Annotated in this window: 20 protein-coding genes and 1 pseudogene; 15 read left to right on the plus strand and 6 right to left on the minus strand. The window is 70.0% G+C overall.

Going from position 1 to position 19,512, the window contains the following annotated elements:
* The 4 genes from R6V09_RS21565 to R6V09_RS21580 all read right to left on the minus strand — a co-directional run.
* The coding region (locus tag R6V09_RS21565; RefSeq protein ID WP_317883061.1) for a TIGR04222 domain-containing membrane protein at positions 1-454 on the minus strand (454 nt) is incomplete at its 3' end.
* Positions 455-577: 123 nt separating this feature from the next.
* On the minus strand, positions 578-1,357 hold the full coding sequence (locus tag R6V09_RS21570) for a DUF4142 domain-containing protein (protein WP_317883062.1): 780 nt from the start codon (positions 1,355-1,357) through the stop codon (positions 578-580).
* A gap of 113 nt (positions 1,358-1,470) precedes the next feature.
* Complete coding sequence (locus R6V09_RS21575; RefSeq protein WP_317883063.1) at positions 1,471-2,811, minus strand: DUF692 domain-containing protein; 1,341 nt, start codon at positions 2,809-2,811, stop codon at positions 1,471-1,473.
* A gap of 170 nt (positions 2,812-2,981) precedes the next feature.
* Entirely contained in the window at positions 2,982-3,770 is a 789-nt protein-coding gene (locus R6V09_RS21580) for a DUF4142 domain-containing protein (RefSeq protein ID WP_317883064.1), read from the minus strand.
* Between the two features lie 195 nt (positions 3,771-3,965).
* Here R6V09_RS21580 and R6V09_RS21585 point away from each other — a divergent pair, with 195 nt between their 5' ends.
* The 9 genes from R6V09_RS21585 (at position 3,966) to R6V09_RS21625 (ending at position 12,541) form a co-directional block, all read left to right on the plus strand.
* Positions 3,966-4,421 (plus strand): hypothetical protein, encoded by a 456-nt coding sequence (locus R6V09_RS21585; protein WP_317883065.1) that lies wholly within the window; start codon positions 3,966-3,968, stop codon positions 4,419-4,421.
* A 150-nt stretch (positions 4,422-4,571) separates the two neighbouring features.
* Positions 4,572-5,393: an ABC transporter ATP-binding protein gene (locus R6V09_RS21590; RefSeq protein ID WP_317883066.1), complete on the plus strand. Its 822-nt coding sequence runs from the start codon at positions 4,572-4,574 to the stop codon at positions 5,391-5,393.
* A 155-nt stretch (positions 5,394-5,548) separates the two neighbouring features.
* Positions 5,549-6,265, plus strand: a complete 717-nt coding sequence (locus R6V09_RS21595) for an ABC transporter permease (protein ID WP_317883067.1) — start codon at positions 5,549-5,551, stop codon at positions 6,263-6,265.
* Positions 6,266-6,375: 110 nt separating this feature from the next.
* Complete coding sequence (locus tag R6V09_RS21600; protein ID WP_317883068.1) at positions 6,376-7,485, plus strand: ABC transporter substrate-binding protein; 1,110 nt, start codon at positions 6,376-6,378, stop codon at positions 7,483-7,485.
* A gap of 39 nt (positions 7,486-7,524) precedes the next feature.
* Complete coding sequence (locus R6V09_RS21605; RefSeq protein ID WP_317883069.1) at positions 7,525-8,586, plus strand: LLM class flavin-dependent oxidoreductase; 1,062 nt, start codon at positions 7,525-7,527, stop codon at positions 8,584-8,586.
* On the plus strand, positions 8,586-9,245 hold the full coding sequence (locus R6V09_RS21610; RefSeq protein WP_317883070.1) for a cysteine hydrolase family protein: 660 nt from the start codon (positions 8,586-8,588) through the stop codon (positions 9,243-9,245). Before R6V09_RS21605 ends, R6V09_RS21610 begins: the two co-directional genes overlap by 1 nt.
* Complete coding sequence (locus tag R6V09_RS21615; RefSeq protein ID WP_317883071.1) at positions 9,242-10,576, plus strand: NtaA/DmoA family FMN-dependent monooxygenase; 1,335 nt, start codon at positions 9,242-9,244, stop codon at positions 10,574-10,576. Before R6V09_RS21610 ends, R6V09_RS21615 begins: the two co-directional genes overlap by 4 nt.
* Before the next feature lies 1 nt (position 10,577).
* Complete coding sequence (locus R6V09_RS21620) at positions 10,578-11,996, plus strand: MFS transporter (protein WP_317883072.1); 1,419 nt, start codon at positions 10,578-10,580, stop codon at positions 11,994-11,996.
* Positions 11,993-12,541, plus strand: a complete 549-nt coding sequence (locus R6V09_RS21625) for a flavin reductase family protein (RefSeq protein ID WP_317883073.1) — start codon at positions 11,993-11,995, stop codon at positions 12,539-12,541. Before R6V09_RS21620 ends, R6V09_RS21625 begins: the two co-directional genes overlap by 4 nt.
* Here R6V09_RS21625 and R6V09_RS21630 read toward each other — a convergent pair.
* Complete coding sequence (locus tag R6V09_RS21630; protein ID WP_317883074.1) at positions 12,522-13,415, minus strand: DUF2236 domain-containing protein; 894 nt, start codon at positions 13,413-13,415, stop codon at positions 12,522-12,524. The two genes, R6V09_RS21625 and R6V09_RS21630, sit on opposite strands and share 20 nt — an antisense overlap.
* A gap of 183 nt (positions 13,416-13,598) precedes the next feature.
* On the opposite strand from R6V09_RS21630, the gene R6V09_RS21635 reads away from it, so the two are divergent.
* The 4 genes from R6V09_RS21635 (at position 13,599) to R6V09_RS21650 (ending at position 17,291) form a co-directional block, all read left to right on the plus strand.
* Positions 13,599-14,240, plus strand: a complete 642-nt coding sequence (locus R6V09_RS21635; RefSeq protein WP_317883075.1) for a methyltransferase family protein — start codon at positions 13,599-13,601, stop codon at positions 14,238-14,240.
* Positions 14,241-14,587: 347 nt separating this feature from the next.
* Positions 14,588-15,094, plus strand: a complete 507-nt coding sequence (locus tag R6V09_RS21640) for a SigE family RNA polymerase sigma factor (RefSeq protein WP_317883076.1) — start codon at positions 14,588-14,590, stop codon at positions 15,092-15,094.
* A 10-nt stretch (positions 15,095-15,104) separates the two neighbouring features.
* A complete protein-coding gene (locus R6V09_RS21645; RefSeq protein ID WP_317883077.1) occupies positions 15,105-15,479 on the plus strand; it encodes a hypothetical protein in 375 nt (124 codons plus the stop codon).
* Between the two features lie 261 nt (positions 15,480-15,740).
* A complete protein-coding gene (locus tag R6V09_RS21650) occupies positions 15,741-17,291 on the plus strand; it encodes a dolichyl-phosphate-mannose--protein mannosyltransferase (protein WP_317883080.1) in 1,551 nt (516 codons plus the stop codon).
* Between the two features lie 163 nt (positions 17,292-17,454).
* On the opposite strand, the gene R6V09_RS21655 is transcribed toward R6V09_RS21650, so the two are convergent.
* Positions 17,455-18,195 (minus strand): peptidyl-tRNA hydrolase, encoded by a 741-nt coding sequence (locus tag R6V09_RS21655; protein ID WP_317883078.1) that lies wholly within the window; start codon positions 18,193-18,195, stop codon positions 17,455-17,457.
* A 150-nt stretch (positions 18,196-18,345) separates the two neighbouring features.
* Between R6V09_RS21655 and R6V09_RS21660 the strand changes: the two genes are divergently transcribed.
* Together R6V09_RS21660 and R6V09_RS21665 are read left to right on the plus strand one after the other, a co-directional pair.
* Positions 18,346-19,227 carry an ABC transporter ATP-binding protein gene (locus tag R6V09_RS21660; protein ID WP_317883079.1) on the plus strand — a complete coding sequence of 294 codons (882 nt, stop codon included), beginning with the start codon at positions 18,346-18,348 and terminating at the stop codon, positions 19,225-19,227.
* A gap of 5 nt (positions 19,228-19,232) precedes the next feature.
* A pseudogene (locus R6V09_RS21665) lies at positions 19,233-19,512 on the plus strand (ABC transporter); the annotation flags it as partial.

The raw sequence follows: 19,512 nt of genomic DNA on the forward strand, positions 1-19,512 counted from the left end.
CGGCGGCCCGCACCTGCCGGACCCCGGAGGCGACCGTCGTACGGGTCCCGTCCGGTACGGCGAGTCCCGCGTCGACGAGCCGGTCCGCCACGTCGCGCACCGCGTCCGTGGCCGCCGCGGTGGCCCGCACCGGGGCGATCCGGGACTGTCCCTCGGGCCCGATGGCGCCTATCACCGACCGCTCGATGGGGTCCCGGCCGCGCGGGTCGACGACGGTCGCCCAGCCGGTGTGGGCGAGCAGCAGCCGGTGCTGGCGCGCCATGGAGACCAGCGTCAGATCGGCGACCCGCGCGGGACCGCCGGACAGGAACGCCGCCTCGTAGAGCGTCAGATCGTGTCCCTTGCCCGAGTCGTCCGCGTCGACGGCCGCCGCTCTGACGGCGGCCAGGCACAGCCGTGTGCACGCTGCGCCGGTGACGGCCCAGGCCAGGAGCAGGAGCAGGACCCAGAACATGCCAAGTTTCTATGCCAAAGGCCCAGCAGGACGCCATGCCTTGTTCACAATCCGGACGGAGCGTTGTCTGCATGTGACGTTCCACTTGTCCGGAAACCGACTACGGCCGAAACGGTGCTACGGCTACGGCTGTGTCGGCGGCGGGCTGGAGGCGGGCGGCGGCAGCGAGTACGTCGGCGAGACCGACGGGGTCAGCGGGACCACCTGGCCGGGGTCGGCGGCGGGGGCGGACACCGCGGGAGAGTTGGTGACGGCGGGCGTGCTGCTCGCGGCCATGTCCCGGGCCAGCGCGGCGAAGTCGACGTATCCGGTGGCCTCCAAAACCTTGATGTGGTCCAGGACGGTCGTGTTGGCGTCGTCGGCGAGGGCGCGGACCAGGGAGTTCTGGGTGGTGGCGCGGACCTGGGCGACCACCGTGAACACCTTGCCGTGCGCGAGGCGCAGGATGTTGGCGAACTTGCGGTCGAAGTCCACGCCCTGCGCCGCGTTCAGGGTGGCGAGCCACTGCTGTTGCTGGGCGTTGGGCTGGTTCGGCAACGGCAGCCCGAGCCGCGCGGCGACGTCCCGCACCCGCTCGTCCAGGAACGTGTGGCCGTCGATGAGGTGCTGCCCCGCCGTCCGTACGGCCGCGGTGGTGCCCTTCTCCTCGGCCTGCTGCCCGGCCGGCAGCTCCCACAGCCCGGCCAAACGCACCCGCGTGACGAAGTCCTTGTCCAGTGCGGACAACGGCCCGTACTGCGTCGCCACGGTCTGGTCGCTGAGCACGTTGGCGGTCGTCCCCGACCGGTCGGCGTAGGACCAGACCGGGAAGATCAGCGCCGCCAGGGTCGCGGTCAGGCCCACGATGATGACGCCGGTGCCACTGAATATGCCTCGGCCCTTTACGGGGGGTCGCGGTCGCATGGGGTGCCTCCTGTGACGGCACCGCACGTGAGTGCGCTTCTCGTGCGGAACCCCAATATTACTGTGGAGTCACTGTCACCTTCCAAGGCCCCTCTCGGCCCTACCGCGACCCGTCAACGGCGCAGCAGTACCCGCCGGGTCGCACGGGCGAGCCGGACCGTGGGGCGCGTCGAACGCGGGGCCGGTCCCGAGCGCTCCAGCCACCAGGCCCGCAACTCCCGCCTCACCTCGGCGCTCTCGGGCCCGCCCGAGAGCAGCAGCTGCCCGGCGAAGTCCAGCGCGTCCCGCCGGTAGCCGCCGGTCATCGGGTGCGTGTGCGTGTACGCGAGGAAGGCCGGCCGGTACGCCTCCCCGAGGATCTCCGGCAGTTCGGGAGCCACCTTCGCCACGACATCGGCCCGCTTCGCCCCGAGCGCCCGCGCCTGCACACCGAGCCGGACCCGGTCGAACCCTTCGGGCACCGGAGTTCCGGCGACCAGCGCGGAGAGCAGGGCGGTCTGAGCCAGGGCGAGACGCTGGCGGGCGGCGGCGGAGGCCTGCGGTGTGGAGGCCTGCGGTATGGCTGTCGGTGTCGGAGCCGGAGTCGTGAGACGCGTCTGCTGGCCCTCGCGGGCCCCATCCGCCCGCTCCCGCCCCTTGTCCAGCGCCCCGCGAATCGACGTCAACTCCCGCTCCAGTTCCGCCGCTTCGGGAAAGTTGTCGTCGCGCTCCAGCAGCACTCCCGGCGGGGAGACGCGGGACGCCAGGTCGGTGAGGATGTCGAGGACCGGGGCGGGGACGGGGTGGGCGTGGCTGTCGTGCCAGACGCCGTCGCGTTCGACGCCGCCCGCGACATGGACGTACGCGATGGCCTCGACGGGGAGTTCGGCGAGGGCCTTGGCCGGGTCCTCGCCGCGGTTGACGCGGTTGGTGTGCAGGTTGGCGACGTCGATGAGGAGGCGTACGCCGGTGCGGTCGGCCAGTTCGTACAGGAACTGGCCCTCGGTCATCTCCTCGCCCGGCCAGGCGAGCAGCGCGGCGATGTTCTCGACGGCGAGGGGTACGGGCAGTGCGTCCTGGGCGATGCGGATGTTCTCGCAGAGCACGTCGAGGGCGTCCCGGGTGCGCGGTACGGGCAGCAGGTGGCCGGCTTCGAGGAGCGGGGAGGCGGTCAGCGGGCCGCCCGCGCGGACGAACGCGATGTGCTCGGTGACCAGCGGTGAGCCGAGGGCCTCGGCCCGTTCGGCGAGGGCCGTCAGCCTGCCCTCGTCCGGCCGGTCGGCGCCGCCGAGGCCGAGGGAGACGCCGTGCGGGATCACGGTCACGCCGCGCTCGCGCAGCCGTAGCAGCGATTCGGGGAGGTGGCCGGGGCAGAGGTTCTCGGCCACGGCCTCGACCCAGTCGATGCCCGGCAGGTGTTCCACGGCGTCCGCGATCTCCGGCCGCCATCCGATGCCCGTTCCCAGTCGTTCCATCGCCTGTCCCCGTCCCCGTCTTCGTCCTCGCTGAAATCCATCCACTCCACAGGACCGCTGTTCGGTGTGACGGAGGTATCGCCCCCGGGCCGGGCCCCGAATCCCGGCCGTGTCACCTTCAGAGCAACATTTGAGGTTCGGGGCGGGGCACGGTCGGCTGCCCGGGACCGCTACCCCAGCACCCCATTCGAGTCGACCGGATCCGGTCGCCCGGTGTTGACCGTGCCCGGCGCGCCCGGGGACGGCCGTGAGGTGGCCCCGATGTTCGGGCTCGCTACGGCGGCCGGTGCCGAGGGCGCCACCTGGCCGGGTACGGGCGCCGCGGGACCGGTCGGGCTGGCGGTGGAAGCGTTCGCGATCCCGTTGGCGATGGCGTCGAAGTCGACCCGCCCGGTCTTCTCCAGCACCGTGATGTGGTCGAGGACGGTCTGGTTGGCGTCCGAGGCCAGCTGTCTCACCAGCGTGTTGCGGGTGGTGTTCCGTACGGCGCCGATGGCCGGGAAGATCTTGCCGTGCGCGGCCCGCAGCAGGTTGGCGAACTTGTACTCGTACTCCGCGCCGGTCGCCGCGCTCATCTCCTGCAGCCAGCCCTGCTGTTGCTCGTTCGGCACGTTGGGCAGCGCGACATTGAGCTGGGCCGCGATGATCCGCACCCGCTTGTCGAGGTCGGTGTGGCCGACGATGAGATGGTCGCCGGCCTCCTTGATCGCCTGGCTCGGCGCCCGCTCGACCGCCTGCTGCCCGGCCGGCAGCTCCCACAACCCGGCCAGCCGCACCCGCACGATCAGATCCCGGTCGGCGGCCGTCAGCGGCCCCCACTGGGTGTTCACCGTGCCCGCCGCCACGTTCGCCTGACCGGTGCCCGCGCGGTCGCCGTACGACCAGATGGGAAAGACCAGCGCGCCAGTGGTGGCGACGATGGCCGCGATGAGCACAGCCGTACCGTTGATACGACGCAAGGGAGCCTCCCGGGGAAACCAACTGGTCGTTGGAGAAGTTGACGCGTGGCCAGTGCCTGGAGGTACGCGCGGGGCGGGCGCCTTGTTCAAAGGGAGGGCAGTGTTGCCCAAAGGGCTGGCAAAGGAGGGGAGTTCGGCAGGCCGGGCCGGGTGGTCCGGCGCCAGGCAACACAGGGGAAACGGGGCTTTCCTAGGATGCGGCGGGTGCACCTGACCGTCCTTGACGCCCCCACCGAGTGGAGCCGCTTCGCCGAGGGTTCCGTCGAACGCCGCATGCTGCTCGCGCTCGGCGACCTGCTCGGCACCCCGCTGCGCCCGAAGCCGCTGATGCTGCCCGACGGCAGCCGCGTCGAGGTCGAGGGGATCGACCCCGCCTGCCGTGTGCTCGTCCAACTCGTCGGAAACCAGGGCGCCTACAAACCGGCCTACCGCAACAAGGTCATGGCGGACATGTTCAAACTGCTGTGGCTGCGCGAGTCCGTACCCACCGCCGAGCGCGCGGTGCTCCTGGTCACCGAGCTGATCGTGCAGGCCCTCGGCGGCTGGGTGGCGCGCGCGGCGGCGGACCTCGGGATCGAGATCCACGTGTACGACGGCAGCGCGGCCCTCCCGCTCCAACTCCCGTTGCGGCCAGACGTAAAACGCCCGTAACAGACGAATGCGGTGTCCCGAAACACAATCTTCCTACGGTCGGGGGCACCTAAGCGGATTTCCGCGTGGCAGTCAGTCGCACTCGCTACGCACGCTCTCCGACTTCCAGGATCGGGCACTTGTGCCCGCGACATGGATGGGAGCGTGAAGGTGACTGGTACGCCAGCACTCGAACTGCGGTCGGTACGACGGGTCTACGGGTTCGGGTCGGCCGCGACCACGGCCCTCGACGACGTCCACCTGACGGTGCCGTCGGGCCGTTTCGTCAGTCTCATCGGCCCCAGCGGCTGCGGAAAGTCGACCCTGCTGCGGCTCGTCGCCGGGCTCGAACAGCCGGACCTCGGTGAGGTGTTGGTGCACGGGGTGACGCCCGCGGAGGCGTGCGCGGCCAAGATGATCGGGCTCGTGCCGCAGAGTCCCGCGCTGCTGCCGTGGCTGTCGGTCCTGCGCAACGTCACGCTGCCGCAGAAGATCAACCGGGGTGCGGGCAAGCGCCGTGAACGCATCGCCGACTTCGCCGAACGCCGAACGGCCCCCGACATGAAGGAACTTCTCGTCAAGGCCGGCCTCGGCGACGCCCTGCACAAACTCCCGGCCCAGCTCTCCGGCGGGATGCGCCAACGCGCCGCGATCGTCCGGGCGTTCGGCCTGCAACCCGACGTGCTCGTGATGGACGAACCCTTCTCGGCGCTCGACGAGTTCACCCGCGAAAGCCTTCAGGACCAACTCCTCGACCTCTGGGAGGAGTTGCGGACAACCGTCCTGTTCGTCACCCACTCCGTGTCCGAGGCCGTACGGCTCTCCGACACCGTCGTCGTCATGGCACCGAACCCCGGCCGCATCGTCGAGAGTATCGACGTCGACCTGCCCCGGCCGCGCGGTGAACGGCTCTTCGGGGAACGGCGGTTCCACGAGTACGAGGACCTGGTGAGAGAGCGGCTGCGGCGTGCCTGGCACAGCGAAGCCGCGTGAGTGGGGGCGTGAGGGACATGACCGTAGCCGACGAACGCACCACCGCTCCGGCGGCGAAGACACCGCCGCCCGTCGAACCGTCCCGGTTCAGTCTGAAGCACCCGAGGTCGCGGATCGCGTGGATCCGGCCTGCCGTGTGGCTGCCCCTTGTCGTGATGCTGGTGCTGCTTGCCGGGCTCTGGCATTGGGGGGCCGAGCAACTTCCCTATCTGCTGCCGCCGTTGTCGGACGTCGGCAGTTCACTCTCCGATGAAATCGGCTACTACGTCCACAACGCCCTGGTGACTCTTGGCGAGGCTACGGCCGGGCTGGGGATGGGGTTCGTCGGGGCGTTCGTCCTCGCGGTGCTGACCAGTGAACTTCCGCTGGTGCGGCGGGCGGTGATGCCTGTCGCTGTCGTCCTCAACGTGACCCCGCTGGTGGCGGTGGCACCGGCCCTGGTCGTCGCCTTCGGGTTCGGGCCCATGCCCAAGCTGATCATCACCGGGCTGATCTGTTTCTTTCCGATTCTCATCAACACGGCTACGGGGTTGAGGTCCGTTCCTCAGCAGGTGTTGCAGGTCTATCGGACGATGGACGCGAGCCGGGTCGAGCTGCTGTGGCATGTGCGAGTGCCCAACGCGCTGCCTTATCTCTTCGCCGCGCTGCGGATCGTCTTTCCGCTGTCGATCATCGGGGCGGTGGTTGCCGAGATGTCGGCGTCCGGCTCCACGGGGGGTCTGGGGACCGCGATCAGTGTGGCGTCCTCGATGAATCAACTCCCCGTTGTATACGCCTCGATTCTTGTCCTTGCGGTGATGGGCGTGCTGTTGCTGCTCGCGGTGACTGTCGTTGAGCGGCGTGTACTGCATTGGCACGACAGTACGAACTGAGCCTGACAGCACGGTTGTTATCTGCGGGCCCGTGGGGGCTGGTCGCGCAGTTCCCCGCGCCCCTTTGGGGCGCTCAACTCACCGGTAATACAGCCAGTTTGGAGTCACCCATGCCCACTCATCGCCTCACCAGATCCGCCCTCATCGCCGCCGTGTTGGTGCTCGGAGTCGCCGGATGCGGTTCCGGGTCGAGCGGCAGTACCTCCGCCGGTGCTGCCGGTTCCGCGATCTCTGCCAAACGCTGTGCCGAGAACAAGGCCGCCGGGAAGATCACGTATCTCTCCGGGTACCAGTTCCAGTCCTCCGTCTCGATCCTCGAATACATCGCCGCCGCCAAGTTGGGCTATTTCAAGGACCTTTGCCTCACTGTCGACCTCAAGCCCGGCAGCGGTGACACCGCGCAGAACACCAAGCTGCTCGCCGGCGGACAGGCCACCGTGTCCGCGATCTCCGAGCAGGACCTGATCCAGGCGCAGGCCAACGGCATCGACATCAAGGGCATTTCGTCGTACTCGAACGCCGGTCTCGACATCCTGATGACCAACAAGGACATCACCGACCTGACCCAGCTCGACGGCAAGGTCGTCGGCCACAAGGGCTACGTCCCCGCCGCCGTCGAGGCGATGCTCGTCAAGGCCGGCGTCAAGTGGAGCTCGCTCAAGCTGGTCAAGGAGGGCTACGACCCCTCCGTACTGCCCCGCAAGCAGGGCGGCCTCGAAGCGCTCACCGGGTTCATCTCCAACGAGCCCAACCAGCTCAAGGCGGCCGGCAAGGACGTCACGGTGTGGAAGCCGGTCGACTACAAGATCCCCAGCTCCATCGGCGCGATGGCGGTCAACCCGGCGTTCGCCAAGGCGCATCCGCACGCCGTCGAGGACATCCTGCGGGCCGCCCTGCACGCATACGCGTACTGCTCCTCCAGCGAGGCGCACATCACCGAATGCGTCGGCTACGCGGCCAAGTTGTCCGGCCCGACCTACGACAAGAAGCTCAACGCGACGATCTGGAAGACCGAGACACAGGTCGTCAAGGAGAACCCGACGCCCGGACAGCCGCTGGGCGGTGTCGACACCGACAACGTGGCCCAACTCGTCGCCATGCTGCACCAGTTCAAGATCGTGCCGAGCAGTGTGACCGCCGCCAAGGCCGAGGCGTGGTTCGACACCTCGTTCGTCAAGGACATCTACAGCGGCGACAAGCTCGTCTGGCCCGCACCGTAAGAACGCAAGAGACCGCAGAGCCGTAGAAAGGCCCGCAACGTGCCCGCGAAAGAGTACGGAATCTTCCTTCCCATCGGGAACGGCGGCTGGATGCTGTCCACCACCGCGCCGCATCCCGAGGCGACCTACGCGTACAACAGGCGTGCCGCCCTGCACGCGGAGAACATCGGCCTCGACTTCGTGATGTCGATGGCCAAGTGGCGTGGTTTCGGCGGGAGTACGGACCACTGGGGCCGCTCGCTGGAGTCGATGACGATGATGGCGGCGCTCGCCGAGGCGACCAGCCGGGTCAAGATCTGGGCGACCCTGCACGCCAACATCCACAACCCCGCCGTCGCGGCGAAGATGCTCACCACCCTCCAGGACATCTCCGGCGGCCGGGCCGGGATGAACATCGTGAACGGCTCGTACGCGGGGGAGTTCGAGCAATTCGGGGACTGGGACCCGGAGTTGAGCCACGCGGACCGCTACCGGATGACGGAGCTCTGGACGGAGGCCGTCACCCGGCTGTGGACCGAGGACTCGGTCACGATGCGCACCCCGTACTTCGACCTCGTCGACTGCGAGTCCCGCCCGCACCCGGCGACCCGGCCGACCCTCATCAGCGCGGGCCGCTCCGAGGACGCCCGCCGCTTCCAGGCCCGGTACGCCGACGGCGCCTTCCTCGCCGCCGACAGCCTCGACGACATGCGGTCGCTCTCCGCCGACGTGCATGGGCGGGCGAAGGCCAACGGCCGTGTCTGCAGGACCTATTCGATGCTCACCGTCGTCCAGGACGACACCGACGAGCTGGCCGTCAAGAAGGTCAAGGAGTGGGGCGTGGGCGTCGACCGCGAGGCCCTCGCCCATATGCGGCACACCTGGGGCGTGCCCGAGGACCAGGCCCGTGCGTGGGCGGCCGGCGCCAATGGGGAGGCGGCCTTCCAGACGCCGTACGTCGCCGGCAGCGCCCGTACCGTCACCGAGCACATCGAGTACATCGTGCGGGAGGCCGACCTCGACGGACTCATGCTGATCTTCCCGGAGTACGACGAGGACATGCTGCTGTTCGGCGACACCGTGCTGCCCGCGCTGCGCGCCCGCGACGAGGTGGCGGCCTGATGTCCGACCTGCGCGACAGACAACTCGCCCGCCTCGCCCGGCCGGAGAGCAGGCCCGCGCTCGTCGTGGTCGACGTGCAACGGGACTTCGCCGACCCGGACCGGCTGGAGGGATACGGCCTCACGGAGGCCGCGCTGGCGACACTCGACCGGACCGTCACCCGCATCGGGGACCTCGTCGGTGCCGCACGCGCCGCCGAAGTACCCGTCGTCTGGGTCGAGTTGGGCAGCGACCCGGCACGGCCGTGGCGGTCGAGCAACTGGCTGCGCGAGGGCGACTACGACGCGCCCATGAGCCCGGACGAGCCGTGCCGGATCGGCACGCCCGGTGCGGAGTGGTACCAAATGCAGCCCGCAGAGGGGGAGTTGCGGGTGGTCAAGCGCGGTTACAGCGGCTTCCTCGGCACCGATCTCGACGCACGGCTGCGGGCCGCCGGCTGCGACTGGCTCACCGTCGTCGGTCTGACGAGCGAGTGCTGTGTGTACGCGACCGCCCAGGACGCCGTCCAACTCGACTGGCCCGTCGTAGTGCCCCAGGACGCGACGACCGCCTACGACCACCACGTCAACGCCGCCGCCCTGTTCCAACTCGGCCTGAACGTGGCCGTGTTGAGCGACGCCGACGAGGTCGTCGAGCTGTGGAAGAAGGCCGCGCGATGACCGGAATGCACATCGGCTACGACCTCTCCTTCACCCACACCGAGGGCGCCTGGGCGCGCCAGGGCTCCTGGATCGGGCGGGACTTCCCCGACGTCCGCATGTTCATGGAACTCGCGCAGACCGCCGAACGCGCGGGCGTCGGCCTGCTGTTCTTCGGCGACGGCAGCGGCATCCCCAGCACCTGGCGCGGCAGCATCGCACCGGCCGTCGAGTGGGGCATCCAGTGGCCGCGCCACGACATGGCGCCGGTCATCGCCGCGATGTCCACGGTGACGGAGAAGGTCGGCTTCGGGCTGACGTACTCCTCGACGTTCATGCATCCCTTCTACGTCGCCCGGCTGTTGAACTCGCTCGACCATGTGACCGGCGGCCGGATCGCCTTCAACGTGGTCGCCTCCACGCGCGGCGCCGACGCGGCCAACTACGGGTTCGCGGAGCTGATGGACCACGACCTGCGCTACGAGCGGATGGAGGAATTCATCGACGTCTGCCGGGCGTTGTGGGACTCCGTGGCGCCGGACGCCATCGTCCGCGACCGGAGCACGGGGCGGTTCGCCGACCCCGCGAAGGTGCACCCCATCGACCACGAGGGGCGCTTCTTCACCGTCAAGGGCCCGCTCGCTTCCGTACCCGGTCCGCAGTACCACCCGCTCATCGTGCAGGCGGGCAACTCGCCCCGGGGCATTGCCGCTTCGGCCCGCTTCGCCGACCTCGTCTTCGGCTTCGGCGGACATCTGGCGAGCCAGCAGCGCCATCGCAAGCTGCTCGACGAGGCGTTGCTCGCCGAGCGGCGGGACCCGGAACACGTGGGCATCCTCTGGGCCACCCAGGTGATCGTCGGCCGTACGAAGGCCGAGGCGCTGGCGCGCTGCGACGCGGTGCACGAGTTCTGGAACGAGGAGGCGGTCGCCACCTACCTCTCGCACAACGCCGGCCACGACTTCTCGACGCTTCCGGCCTCCTTCCGACTGGGCGAACTGCGCGACGAGTTGGCGGCTGCCAACGCGAGTCCGGCCGGGCTCGTCGGCTCGCTCGTCGCGGAGTTCGGCGCGGACCACACCATGAGCCGTAGCGAGTTCTTCGCGCACGGCCGGGGACGGGCGACGGGCCTGGACCACAGCCTCGTCGGCGATCCGGCCGCCGTGGCCGACGAGTTGGAGGAGAACTTCGCCGCCACCGGAGCACGCGGCGGCTTCATGTTCTCCAGCCCGCTGGCCATGCCCGCCGGCTTCGCCGCGATCAGCGAACTGCTGCTGCCCGAGCTGCGCCGCCGTGGCGCGCTCGCACCGGCGTACCAGGGCTCAACCCTCCGCGAGAACCTGGCAGTCTGAGATGACGGCGGCGAGTGCGAGTGCCGGTGCGCGGCGTGACTGGCTCGCGCTCGGCAGCCTGTGCACCGGGTTCTTCATGCTGCTGCTGGACAGCACGATCACGTCCGTCGCGCTGCCGTCCCTGATCAGTGGGTTGCACGCGAGTGAGACCGCCGCGATGTGGGTCAACAGCGGTTATCTCATCGCGTACGCGGTGCCGTTGGTCGTCACGGGACGGCTCGGTGATCGCTACGGCCATCGACGCGTCCATCTGGTCGGGCTGGCCGCGTTCACGCTCGGGTCGCTGCTGTGCGCAACTGCCCCCACCATCACGGCACTTGTCGGCTGGCGGGTGGCGCAGGGCATCGGCGCCGCGTTGCTGACCCCGCAGTGCCTGACCCTCATCAAGGCGCTGTTCCGGCCGCCGCGGCTCGCTGTCGCGCTCGGCGTCTGGGGCTCGGTCGGCGGAGCGGCGGTGGCTGTCGGGCCGCTGCTCGGCGGATTCCTCGTGGCGGCCGGGGGCTGGCCCGCGGTGTTCTGGGTCAACGTCCCGGTCGGTGTCGCCGCGATGGTCGCCGTAGCCGTGTTCGTGCCGGTCCTCCCACGGCAGCAGGCGCGTATCCCGGTGTGGGCGATCTGCGCGAACGCGGGCGGTGTGGGCGCGCTGGTGATCGGTATCCAGGGCACGGACGCCGCACGTGCGGAAGTGCTGGGCGTACCACGGTGGTTGCTCGTCGGCGTGGGTGTGCTGGTCGTGGTGGCCGTCGTGTGGCTGCAGCGTCGGGACGGCCAACGTGCCCTCGTGCCGGTCGAGTTGCTGCGCAGCCGCGGGTTCGTCGTCGCGGCCTGGGCCGGTGCCGCCGCCGCCTTCTGCTCCGGGTCGGCCATGATCCCGCTGATGCTGTACCTCCAGCGGGAGCGCGGGCTCGACGCGGGCGCGGCGGCCCTCACCCTCGTACCGATGGGCGTGGTCTGCCTGTTGGGGGCGCCGGTGTCGGCCCGGCTCAACAACGGAATCGGGTCCCGCGCGGTCGCCGTCATCGGCTCCGGCGCGCTCGTCCTGTCCATCGGCACGTCGGCGGTGCTCGTCGCGACCGACGCCCCGATCGCCGCACTGACCGCCACGTTCGCGGTGTACGGCGTGGCCAACTCCTTTGTCTGGTCGCCCCTTTCGATCGCGGCGGTGACCTCGGTCGGCCCGGACGAGGTCGGCGCGGCCTCCGGAACCTTCAACGCGATGAAGCAACTCGGCGCGGTACTGGGCAGCGCGGTCTGTGCCGTTCTGCTGGCCGGTCACGGCTACGCGGTCACGCTCGGCGGGCTCGCAGCGGTCGGGTTGCTCTGTCTCCTCGCGTCGGCGCTGCTGCGGACCGGGCCTCCGGGGAGCGGACGCCCTGTCGTGCCCGCCGCGCCACAGCTACCCACAGGAGTCACCCGATGAAGCCTGATGCAGACGGGGGTCGCACGATGACGGCGATGGAAGGCCTGGAGGACCTGGCGGGCATCACCTCCGATCCCGGGGAGATGACGAGGGCGTTCTCCGGTTTCCCGGCGGGGGTCGCGGCCCTCTCCGCGCGCGTCCACGGCGACCCGACCGTCATGATCGTCTCCTCGTTCGCGGTCGGCGTCTCCCACAACCCGCCCATGGTCTCCTTCGCCGCACAGCACACCTCGACGACCTGGCCGGTGCTGTCCCGCGCGCCGGCGATCGGGATCTCCGTCCTGGGCGAGGGCCACAGCGACAAGGCCCGCCAACTCGCTTCCCGCAGCAAGGAATCCCGGTTCGCCGACCTGCGCACGGTGGAGGCGGAATCCGGTGCGATCTTCCTCGACGGCGCGCCGGTGTGGCTGGAGTGCACCGTCGAGCACAGCTATCCGGCCGGCGACCACGACATCATCGTGCTGCGCGTGCTGGCCATGAGGTCGGACGACGAGCGGAGTCCGTTGGTGTGGCATCGAAGGACGCTCAAGATGCTGGGGAGTTGAGTGCTGGGCCGGTGCGGCGCCGGGTCTGCCGTAAGCGCTGGGGAAGCGGTCTGCGGTAGTCGGGGAGCAGGCGTTGGGCGAGGAACGCGGACTTCAGGAACAGGCGGACGACGCGCTCACGGCGAGCGCTGAGCAGGCCGATCCGGTGCAGCCGGCAGACCCGCTCGCCGGCGAGATAGCGGGTCAGGTCTCTGCCGAACGCCCGCAAGGGGGCCGGGAACCAGCGCTCGGCGAAGAACTCCATCATCGCGGTCGCCACCCGATGGCCGGACTCCGTCTCCGCGTACGGCCGCGCCTCGAATTTCAGGGCGAACTCGGTCATCGCGCCCCAGTCCTCGGGAAACGCCTCGTCGGCCAGCGGCCCGGACTCGCGTTCCAGAAGACGGAAGAGGGCCTGCGCCCAGCGATGCCAGGCGACCTTCATGCGATCGCTCGTACCGGGCAGCCCAAGCGAAGCCTGGAGCCGGTCGGCGAACGTGGCCAGCAGGACCAGGGGATAGACGAAGTCGTCGACGTCGTCGAAGTTGCCGGGCAGCTGCGGGGTCGCGCGGGCGATCGCCAGGTGGATGCGGTTGAGTCGGGCGGCGGCGCCGCGGCCCGCCGAGCTGGACAGCCCGTCGACCATCCAGGCCATCAGGAACTCGTTGCCGTCCTCGAAACGCCGCCGGGGTCTCTCCTGCAGTTTCCCGGTGTGGGCCAGGGTGGCGGCTCCGAAGCCCGGCTGCATCATGCGCATGGTGCCCGGATAGACCATCATCGCCAACGCGAACTCGGGGACGCGGTGGCCGACGTAGAGCGAGATCATGCGCTCCCAGTCGGTGTCCGGGTCCATCCGGGCCAGTTCGCGGTCGACCCACTTGTAGCCACGGCGCACTCTCGGTTCCCCCCACTCGGACCTTCAGAGGGGGGACGCTCCCGCACGGGCCGGTCGATGCCGCGATCCGTCGTGATCTGCGTCACCTCAGCCGAGAGTGACCGGTCTCCACCCGAGGGTGGAGCCGCTGAATCAGCCCGTGGGTGGTGGTGGTCGACGCAGGTCAGAGCGCAGCCTTGTGCCATGGGCTCACTACATTCCGCACTCGTCGCTCTCATCGGCATCTGTGTCGCGATCTTCGTCGTGGCGTGGATCGCGGGCGCCGTCTACTTCGGGGTGAAGAGCGAGGCCGGGCTCAGCGGCTGGGCGCACGGCCTGCGTCGCACCCTGCCCCGGCGGGCTCTCCTGATCGCGGGTGCCTGCGCATTCTCCCTACTCATCAGACACACGCCGGACTCCTTCTGGCACCACCTCCAGTACTGGCAGCCCGAACTCGCCCTCCTGGGCGCCCTGATCGCCGTGGCCTCCACGGCTCTGCTGCTGTGGGCCCGTTGGGTGCTGGGCGTCATGTGGGCCAGCATCCCGCTGGTCCACGAACATCATGAACTGCGCACCGAGGGCCCCTACCGAATAGTGCGGCACCCGATCTACACCGGGCTCCTCGGCCTGGTCTTCGGCGGAATGCCGGCCTGCGGCTTCGGTGTCTGGATCGTGTACCTGGCCGTCGCCGTGCCCTGGCTGCTGCGCCGGGTCCGCATAGAGGACGGCATGATGGCCGACCGGTTCGGTGCGTCCTACGAGGCCTACCGCGCCCGCGTTCCGGCGCTGATCCCGTGGACCCGAGCTGCTTCGGTCGGGCCCCGGGCCGTCGGCAGTCAGTCGTGAGGCCATCGCCGACGTCAATCCCCGCTCCGGGGGCGGTAGTTGCCCGGCCGCGCTGCCCCCGGCCGCCCCGGCGACCGCTCCCGAATCACTCTGCCCGCCGACGAGGCACGACCGTTCCGGCTGACCGGCTGACCCGCCGACCCGGGATCACACACGGCACAAAGGTGAATGTGACGCACGCCACACAATGGGAGCGCATAGCGGGGTAGGAGTCATTGCCTTTGTTATAGGTGTGGGGGCGTGTCCGCGGTCGTGCGGGGCGTACCGGGGTCGATGACGCTGTGCTGCCCCGCGACGCTGTGGTCCGAGGCCGGCGTCGCCGACCGGGAGGTAAGGGGTCGACGCTGATGGAGCGGTTGCGGGCCGAGGAGTTCGACCGGTTCGTGGCGGCTCGGTGGTCGGCGTTGTTTCATCTGGCGAAGCTGCTCACCGGCGGAGACCGGCACCGGGCGGAGGACCTGCTGCAGGAGGCGCTGGTCAAGTTGTGGTTTGCGTGGCCGAAGGTGGCCGAGCAGGCGCCCGAGGCCTATGTGCGCAGGGTTCTGGTCCGTGCCGCGGCTCGCTCGGCACGGCGTCGCTGGTGGGGCGAGCACCCCGTCGACCAGTTGCCCGACCCGCCCAAGGTGGGAGACGAGACCGCCGCCGTCGATGAACGGACCCGGTTGGAGGCCATGTTGGCGTTGTTGCCGGCGCGGCAGCGGGCCGCGGTGGTGCTGCGCTACTACCAGGACCTGCCCGAGCAGCATGTCGCGAAGGCGCTGGGGTGTCCGGTGGGTACCGCCCGTTCACTCACGGCACGCGGCGTCGCACGGTTGCGGCGGCTTCTGGCCGAGGCAGTCGAGTCGGTGGAGTGAAGAAGGAGCCATGGACCACTTCGAGCAGGGGCTGGCACGCATGATGCGTGACAGCGACGAGGACACACCCTACGAGGAGCGGCACCAAGTCCGCCTGCGAGCCGGCGTCCGTGCTCGGCAGCGGGCCCGGACGGTCTGGATGGCCACCGGATCCCTGCTGACCATCGCCGGACTCGGACTCGGACTGACGCTCCTGGCGAACTTGTCCGCTCAGAGCGGGTCCAACGATCCTCAGCCCCGCCCCGTCACCTCTGCGGAGTCGGTCACGGGGCCGTCGACGGCCCGCCCCGCCTCCACTGCCAAGGGGGCGCCGCTGCCGACACGGACCTCAACCACCACCCGGGTAGCCGCCACTTGGCCGGGTTCAAGGAGTTCCGGTCAGTGAGGGCTGACCGAGCCGGCGTGACCACCACCGCCCGCCGGTCGGCAGTTCTTCGCTTGTCCTGCTCTCCACGAACTGAAAGCTCACCACGTGATTCATGAGAACGAGCCCACGTTGGCCGACGACCCTCGGCAGGCGGCGAAGTCCGAGGCAATCTCCTGGGAGCGGCGGCTGCGTCGCTTCGGGTACGTCGAGCGACCGCGCACGTCCGTACGGGACCGCCTGGTCGTGCCATTTCCCGAGGCCGACGCGCGGCTGTGGCGCATGCTCGGGCTGTCCCCGGTGACAGCGGGCCGGCCGGCGCGCTGGTCGGGATGGGGCGGGCCGCTGCTGGTGACGCTCGTTGCCGGGCTGTCGCGCTTCTGGCGTCTGGGCAGCCCGCGGGCCGTCGTGTTCGACGAGACGTACTACGCCAAGGACGCCTGGGCCTTGCTGCGGCTCGGCTACGAGAGCACGTGGCCGGACAGCAAGATCGCTGACCCGCAGATCCTGGCCGACCCTCAGGTGATCCCGCTCTCCGACACCGGAGCCTTCGTCGCACACCCGCCGACGGGCAAGTGGGTGATCGCCCTCGGTGAGTGGATGTTCGGCCTCGACCCCTTCGCCTGGCGCTTCATGACGGCGGTTCTCGGCACGCTGTCGGTGCTGATGCTGTGCCGAATAGGGCGCCGCCTGTTCCGTTCCACCGCGCTGGGCTGCCTGGCCGGCGCGCTGATGACGGTGGACGGTCTGCACTATGTGATGAGCCGCACCGCACTGCTCGACCTCGTTGTCATGTTCTTCGTACTGGCGGCGTTCGGCTGCCTGCTCGTCGACCGGGACAATGCGCGGGCCCGGCTCGCGGAGGCCCTGCCGGTCCAGGGGGACGGCCGCATACGCCCGGACGGACACACCGGCGACCGAGCAGGGACGGGAGTGCGGCCCTGGCGGCTCGCCGCCGGCTTCTTCCTGGGCCTGGCCGCCTCCACCAAGTGGAACGGCCTGTACTTCCTCGCCTTCTTCGTGATTCTGACCCTGCTGTGGGACGTCGGCTCCCGCCGCGTCGCCGGGGCGCGTCGCCCCTACCGGGCGGTGCTGCGCAAGGACCTCGGCTGGTCGGTGGTGTCCCTCGTGCCGGTCGCCGTCGTGACGTATGTGGCGACCTGGACCGGCTGGTTCATGTCCGACAACGGCTACGGACGGCACTGGGCGGACGGCCGCGGCGGCACCTGGTCGTGGATCCCGGCCCCGCTGCGCAGCCTGTGGCACTACGAGTACGGCGTCTACCGGTTCAACGTGGGGCTGCACACTCCCCACAAGTACCAGTCGAATCCATGGAGTTGGCTGGTCCTGGGCCGTCCTGTGCTGTTCCACTACGAGTCACCGAAACCCGGGACGTACGGCTGCCACACGACGGCCGACTGCTCGCAGGGGATCCTGGCCCTGGGCACACCGCTCCTGTGGTGGTCGGGATGCTGCGCCCTCGTGTATCTGCTCTACCGATGGGCGCTGCGCCGCGACTGGCGCGCCGGCGCCGTCCTGTGTGCGGTGGCTGCCGGTTATCTGCCGTGGTTCCTGTACCAGGACCGCACGATCTTCTCCTTCTACGCGGTCGTCTTCGTGCCGTACCTGTGCCTGGCGGTGGCGATGACGCTGGGAGCCCTGCTGGGTCCGCCGGGCGCGACCCACCAGCGCCGCACCCGAGGTGCGTTGGCTGCAGGTGCCCTGGTCCTGCTCATCGCCTGGAACTTCGTCTACTTCTTCCCGATCTACACAGGGCAGACGATCCCGTACGCCGACTGGCACGCCAGGATGTGGCTCGACACCTGGGTCTGAGACCGTGTGTGAGACCTGTCGTGGACGCGATCTTGTCTGTCGTACGAACTGGATGTTCTTGGCGTCAGCCGCCCAGCGACTTCGCGCCCTGGCTCACCGGGTGCGCCCCCAGGTCGCACATGGACTGGAGCGCACGCCGTACGTAGTGACTGAAGCAACCGCATCAGGTCAGATGCGAAAGAGACCTGACACGGTGGTGTCCCTCGACTGCGACAGTCAGCCCGGGGGCGATCTCCGTGAAGCCCGCGTCCCGGACCAACGGCCGCTCGCTGCTGATGAGTTCGGCCCACTGGGCGGGGGCGGCGGTACGGACCGAGAGCGGGAAGCCCGCCTGACGCCAGGCTGTCCGCTCCTCCTCCGACAGCTCCCACCAGGCGAGTTGGGCGCCGTGGCCGGTCTGGGCCATCGTCTTGCCGGCGGACATGTCGAGGTCGGGGTTCAGCCAGAGCACCGGTGCCGTCGGGTCCGCGTCGGCCGGCGGTTCGGGGTCGTCGAGGTCGGTGCCGGACACCTGGAGCCGGGCCAGGTCCTTGGGCCAGCCGTCGAGCGGGACGGGCGGGAAGACTCGTACCTCCGCCGACTTCCCGGTCACCGTGATACCCGGCAGGGCCTCGGCCCGCCGCCACTCGGCCCCGCGCGCCCGCCGGAGCACCTTCCGGATCCGCGCGTCCTGCCAGTCCCGCATGACCTGCGCCCACTCCCCGTCACCGAGGGCCCGCTCATCGCTCAGGATCGTCAGCACGGCCCGGGCCGCGGTCTCCAACGCGTCCGTCCGAGCCGGCGGAGCATCCCGCTCGATCCGCACGACCAGGGGCAACACGAACTGCGGGGCCTCGTCCCGCACGGTGCGCTCATTACGGAAGGGGTCGACATCGCCGCCGGAAACGGAGGAATCACTGGTCACGTCCTCCAGTCTGCCAGGCCGAAGATCGGCCCTTAAAAGCACCACCGAGAGGACCCCTTGGGGGCGCACGGAACTGCGCGACCAGCCCAAACGCACCCGCACCCGGCAAACGACCCACTCCCCACGGCGCTCTCGCGAGAAGATGCCCTCATGCGACGCGATCTACAGCTGGACAACGTCGGCCGCCGCTACGGATTGCGCGGCCCCTGGATCCTCCGCGGAGTGAACCTCGCGTTGGCGCCCCGCACCCTCACCCGCGTCGAGGGCGCCAACGGCACCGGCAAGTCCACGCTGCTCCGTCTCCTCGCCGGAATCGACGCACCCACCGAAGGCCGCGTCACCGGCCGCCCCCGCACCGCCTACGTCCCCGAGCGCTTCCCGCAGGCGCTCCCCTTCACTGCCCAGGGCTACCTCACCCACCTCGGCACGGTGCACGGCCTCTCCCGTACGGCGGCGGCGCGTGCCGCGGACGAGTGGCTCGGCCGCTTCGGGGCCACCGCCCACGCGGACACCCCCATGACCCGCCTCTCGAAGGGCAGCAGCCAGAAGGTCGCCGTGGCGCAGGCCCTGCTCGCCGAGCCGGACCTGCTCGTCCTCGACGAGGCGTGGACCGGCCTGGACGCCGACGCCGGCGCCGAGTTGGAGCGAGCCGTGGCGGAACGGACGGCGGCCGGCGGAGCGGTCGTCTTCGTCGACCACGACCCGAGCCGCCTCGCGGGGGCACCCGACGCGACGTACACCGTCGCCGAGGGAGCCCTCAACCACCGTACGGACACGGCCACTTCACCGTCCGGACCGCAGGTCTCGGTGGACGTCCAGAGACCGCGAGGAGGACAACTCCCGGCAGGGGCAAGCCAGTTCCTCACCACGTCGACGCAACTCGCCCCCGGCTCCTACCGCCTCACCGTCCCCGCCTCCCACTCGGACGTCCTGCTCCGCACCCTGCTGACAGCCCGCCCGCCCTGGCACGTGGTGAGCCTGAAGCGATCCGTGGACCCGGACCTCCCCCTCGACGAGGAAGGCGCCCGGTGACCGCGATGTCGGCTCTGCTGCGCTACCAGACCGCCCTTCTCCTGCGCTCGCAACGCTGGCTCCCGCCGGTCATCCTGTACGCCGTGTTCCTGGGCGTCGGCGTCCAGGGCGGGCAGCCGGTGCTCGACTCGCTCGGCTACACGGCCGCGGCCCTGCTGCCTGTCGCCGCCTGGCTGGTGCGGATCTGCACGACCAACGAGCCGCCCGCGGCCCGGAGTTGTGTCGCGGCGGCGGTCGGACCAGCGCGGGCGCACCTCGCCTGTCTGCTGGTCGCGCTCAGCACCG

This window comes from Streptomyces sp. W16 (assembly GCF_033194735.1).
Classification (GTDB): Bacteria; Actinomycetota; Actinomycetes; order Streptomycetales; family Streptomycetaceae; genus Streptomyces.

Bases quoted from the DNA above. Each gene is read 5' to 3' on its own strand.
- R6V09_RS21570 (WP_317883062.1), bottom strand. From the start codon at position 1,357: ATGCGACCGCGACCCCCCGTAAAGGGCCGAGGCATATTCAGTGGCACC.
- R6V09_RS21575 (WP_317883063.1), bottom strand. From the start codon at position 2,811: ATGGAACGACTGGGAACGGGCATCGGATGGCGGCCGGAGATCGCGGAC.
- R6V09_RS21585 (WP_317883065.1), top strand. From the start codon at position 3,966: ATGCGGCGGGTGCACCTGACCGTCCTTGACGCCCCCACCGAGTGGAGC.
- R6V09_RS21595 (WP_317883067.1), top strand. From the start codon at position 5,549: ATGCTGGTGCTGCTTGCCGGGCTCTGGCATTGGGGGGCCGAGCAACTT.
- R6V09_RS21600 (WP_317883068.1), top strand. From the start codon at position 6,376: ATGCCCACTCATCGCCTCACCAGATCCGCCCTCATCGCCGCCGTGTTG.
- R6V09_RS21610 (WP_317883070.1), top strand. From the start codon at position 8,586: ATGTCCGACCTGCGCGACAGACAACTCGCCCGCCTCGCCCGGCCGGAG.
- R6V09_RS21615 (WP_317883071.1), top strand. From the start codon at position 9,242: ATGACCGGAATGCACATCGGCTACGACCTCTCCTTCACCCACACCGAG.
- R6V09_RS21620 (WP_317883072.1), top strand. From the start codon at position 10,578: ATGACGGCGGCGAGTGCGAGTGCCGGTGCGCGGCGTGACTGGCTCGCG.
- R6V09_RS21625 (WP_317883073.1), top strand. From the start codon at position 11,993: ATGAAGCCTGATGCAGACGGGGGTCGCACGATGACGGCGATGGAAGGC.
- R6V09_RS21635 (WP_317883075.1), top strand. From the start codon at position 13,599: ATGGGCTCACTACATTCCGCACTCGTCGCTCTCATCGGCATCTGTGTC.
- R6V09_RS21640 (WP_317883076.1), top strand. From the start codon at position 14,588: ATGGAGCGGTTGCGGGCCGAGGAGTTCGACCGGTTCGTGGCGGCTCGG.
- R6V09_RS21645 (WP_317883077.1), top strand. From the start codon at position 15,105: ATGGACCACTTCGAGCAGGGGCTGGCACGCATGATGCGTGACAGCGAC.
- R6V09_RS21650 (WP_317883080.1), top strand. From the start codon at position 15,741: ATGCTCGGGCTGTCCCCGGTGACAGCGGGCCGGCCGGCGCGCTGGTCG.
- R6V09_RS21660 (WP_317883079.1), top strand. From the start codon at position 18,346: ATGCGACGCGATCTACAGCTGGACAACGTCGGCCGCCGCTACGGATTG.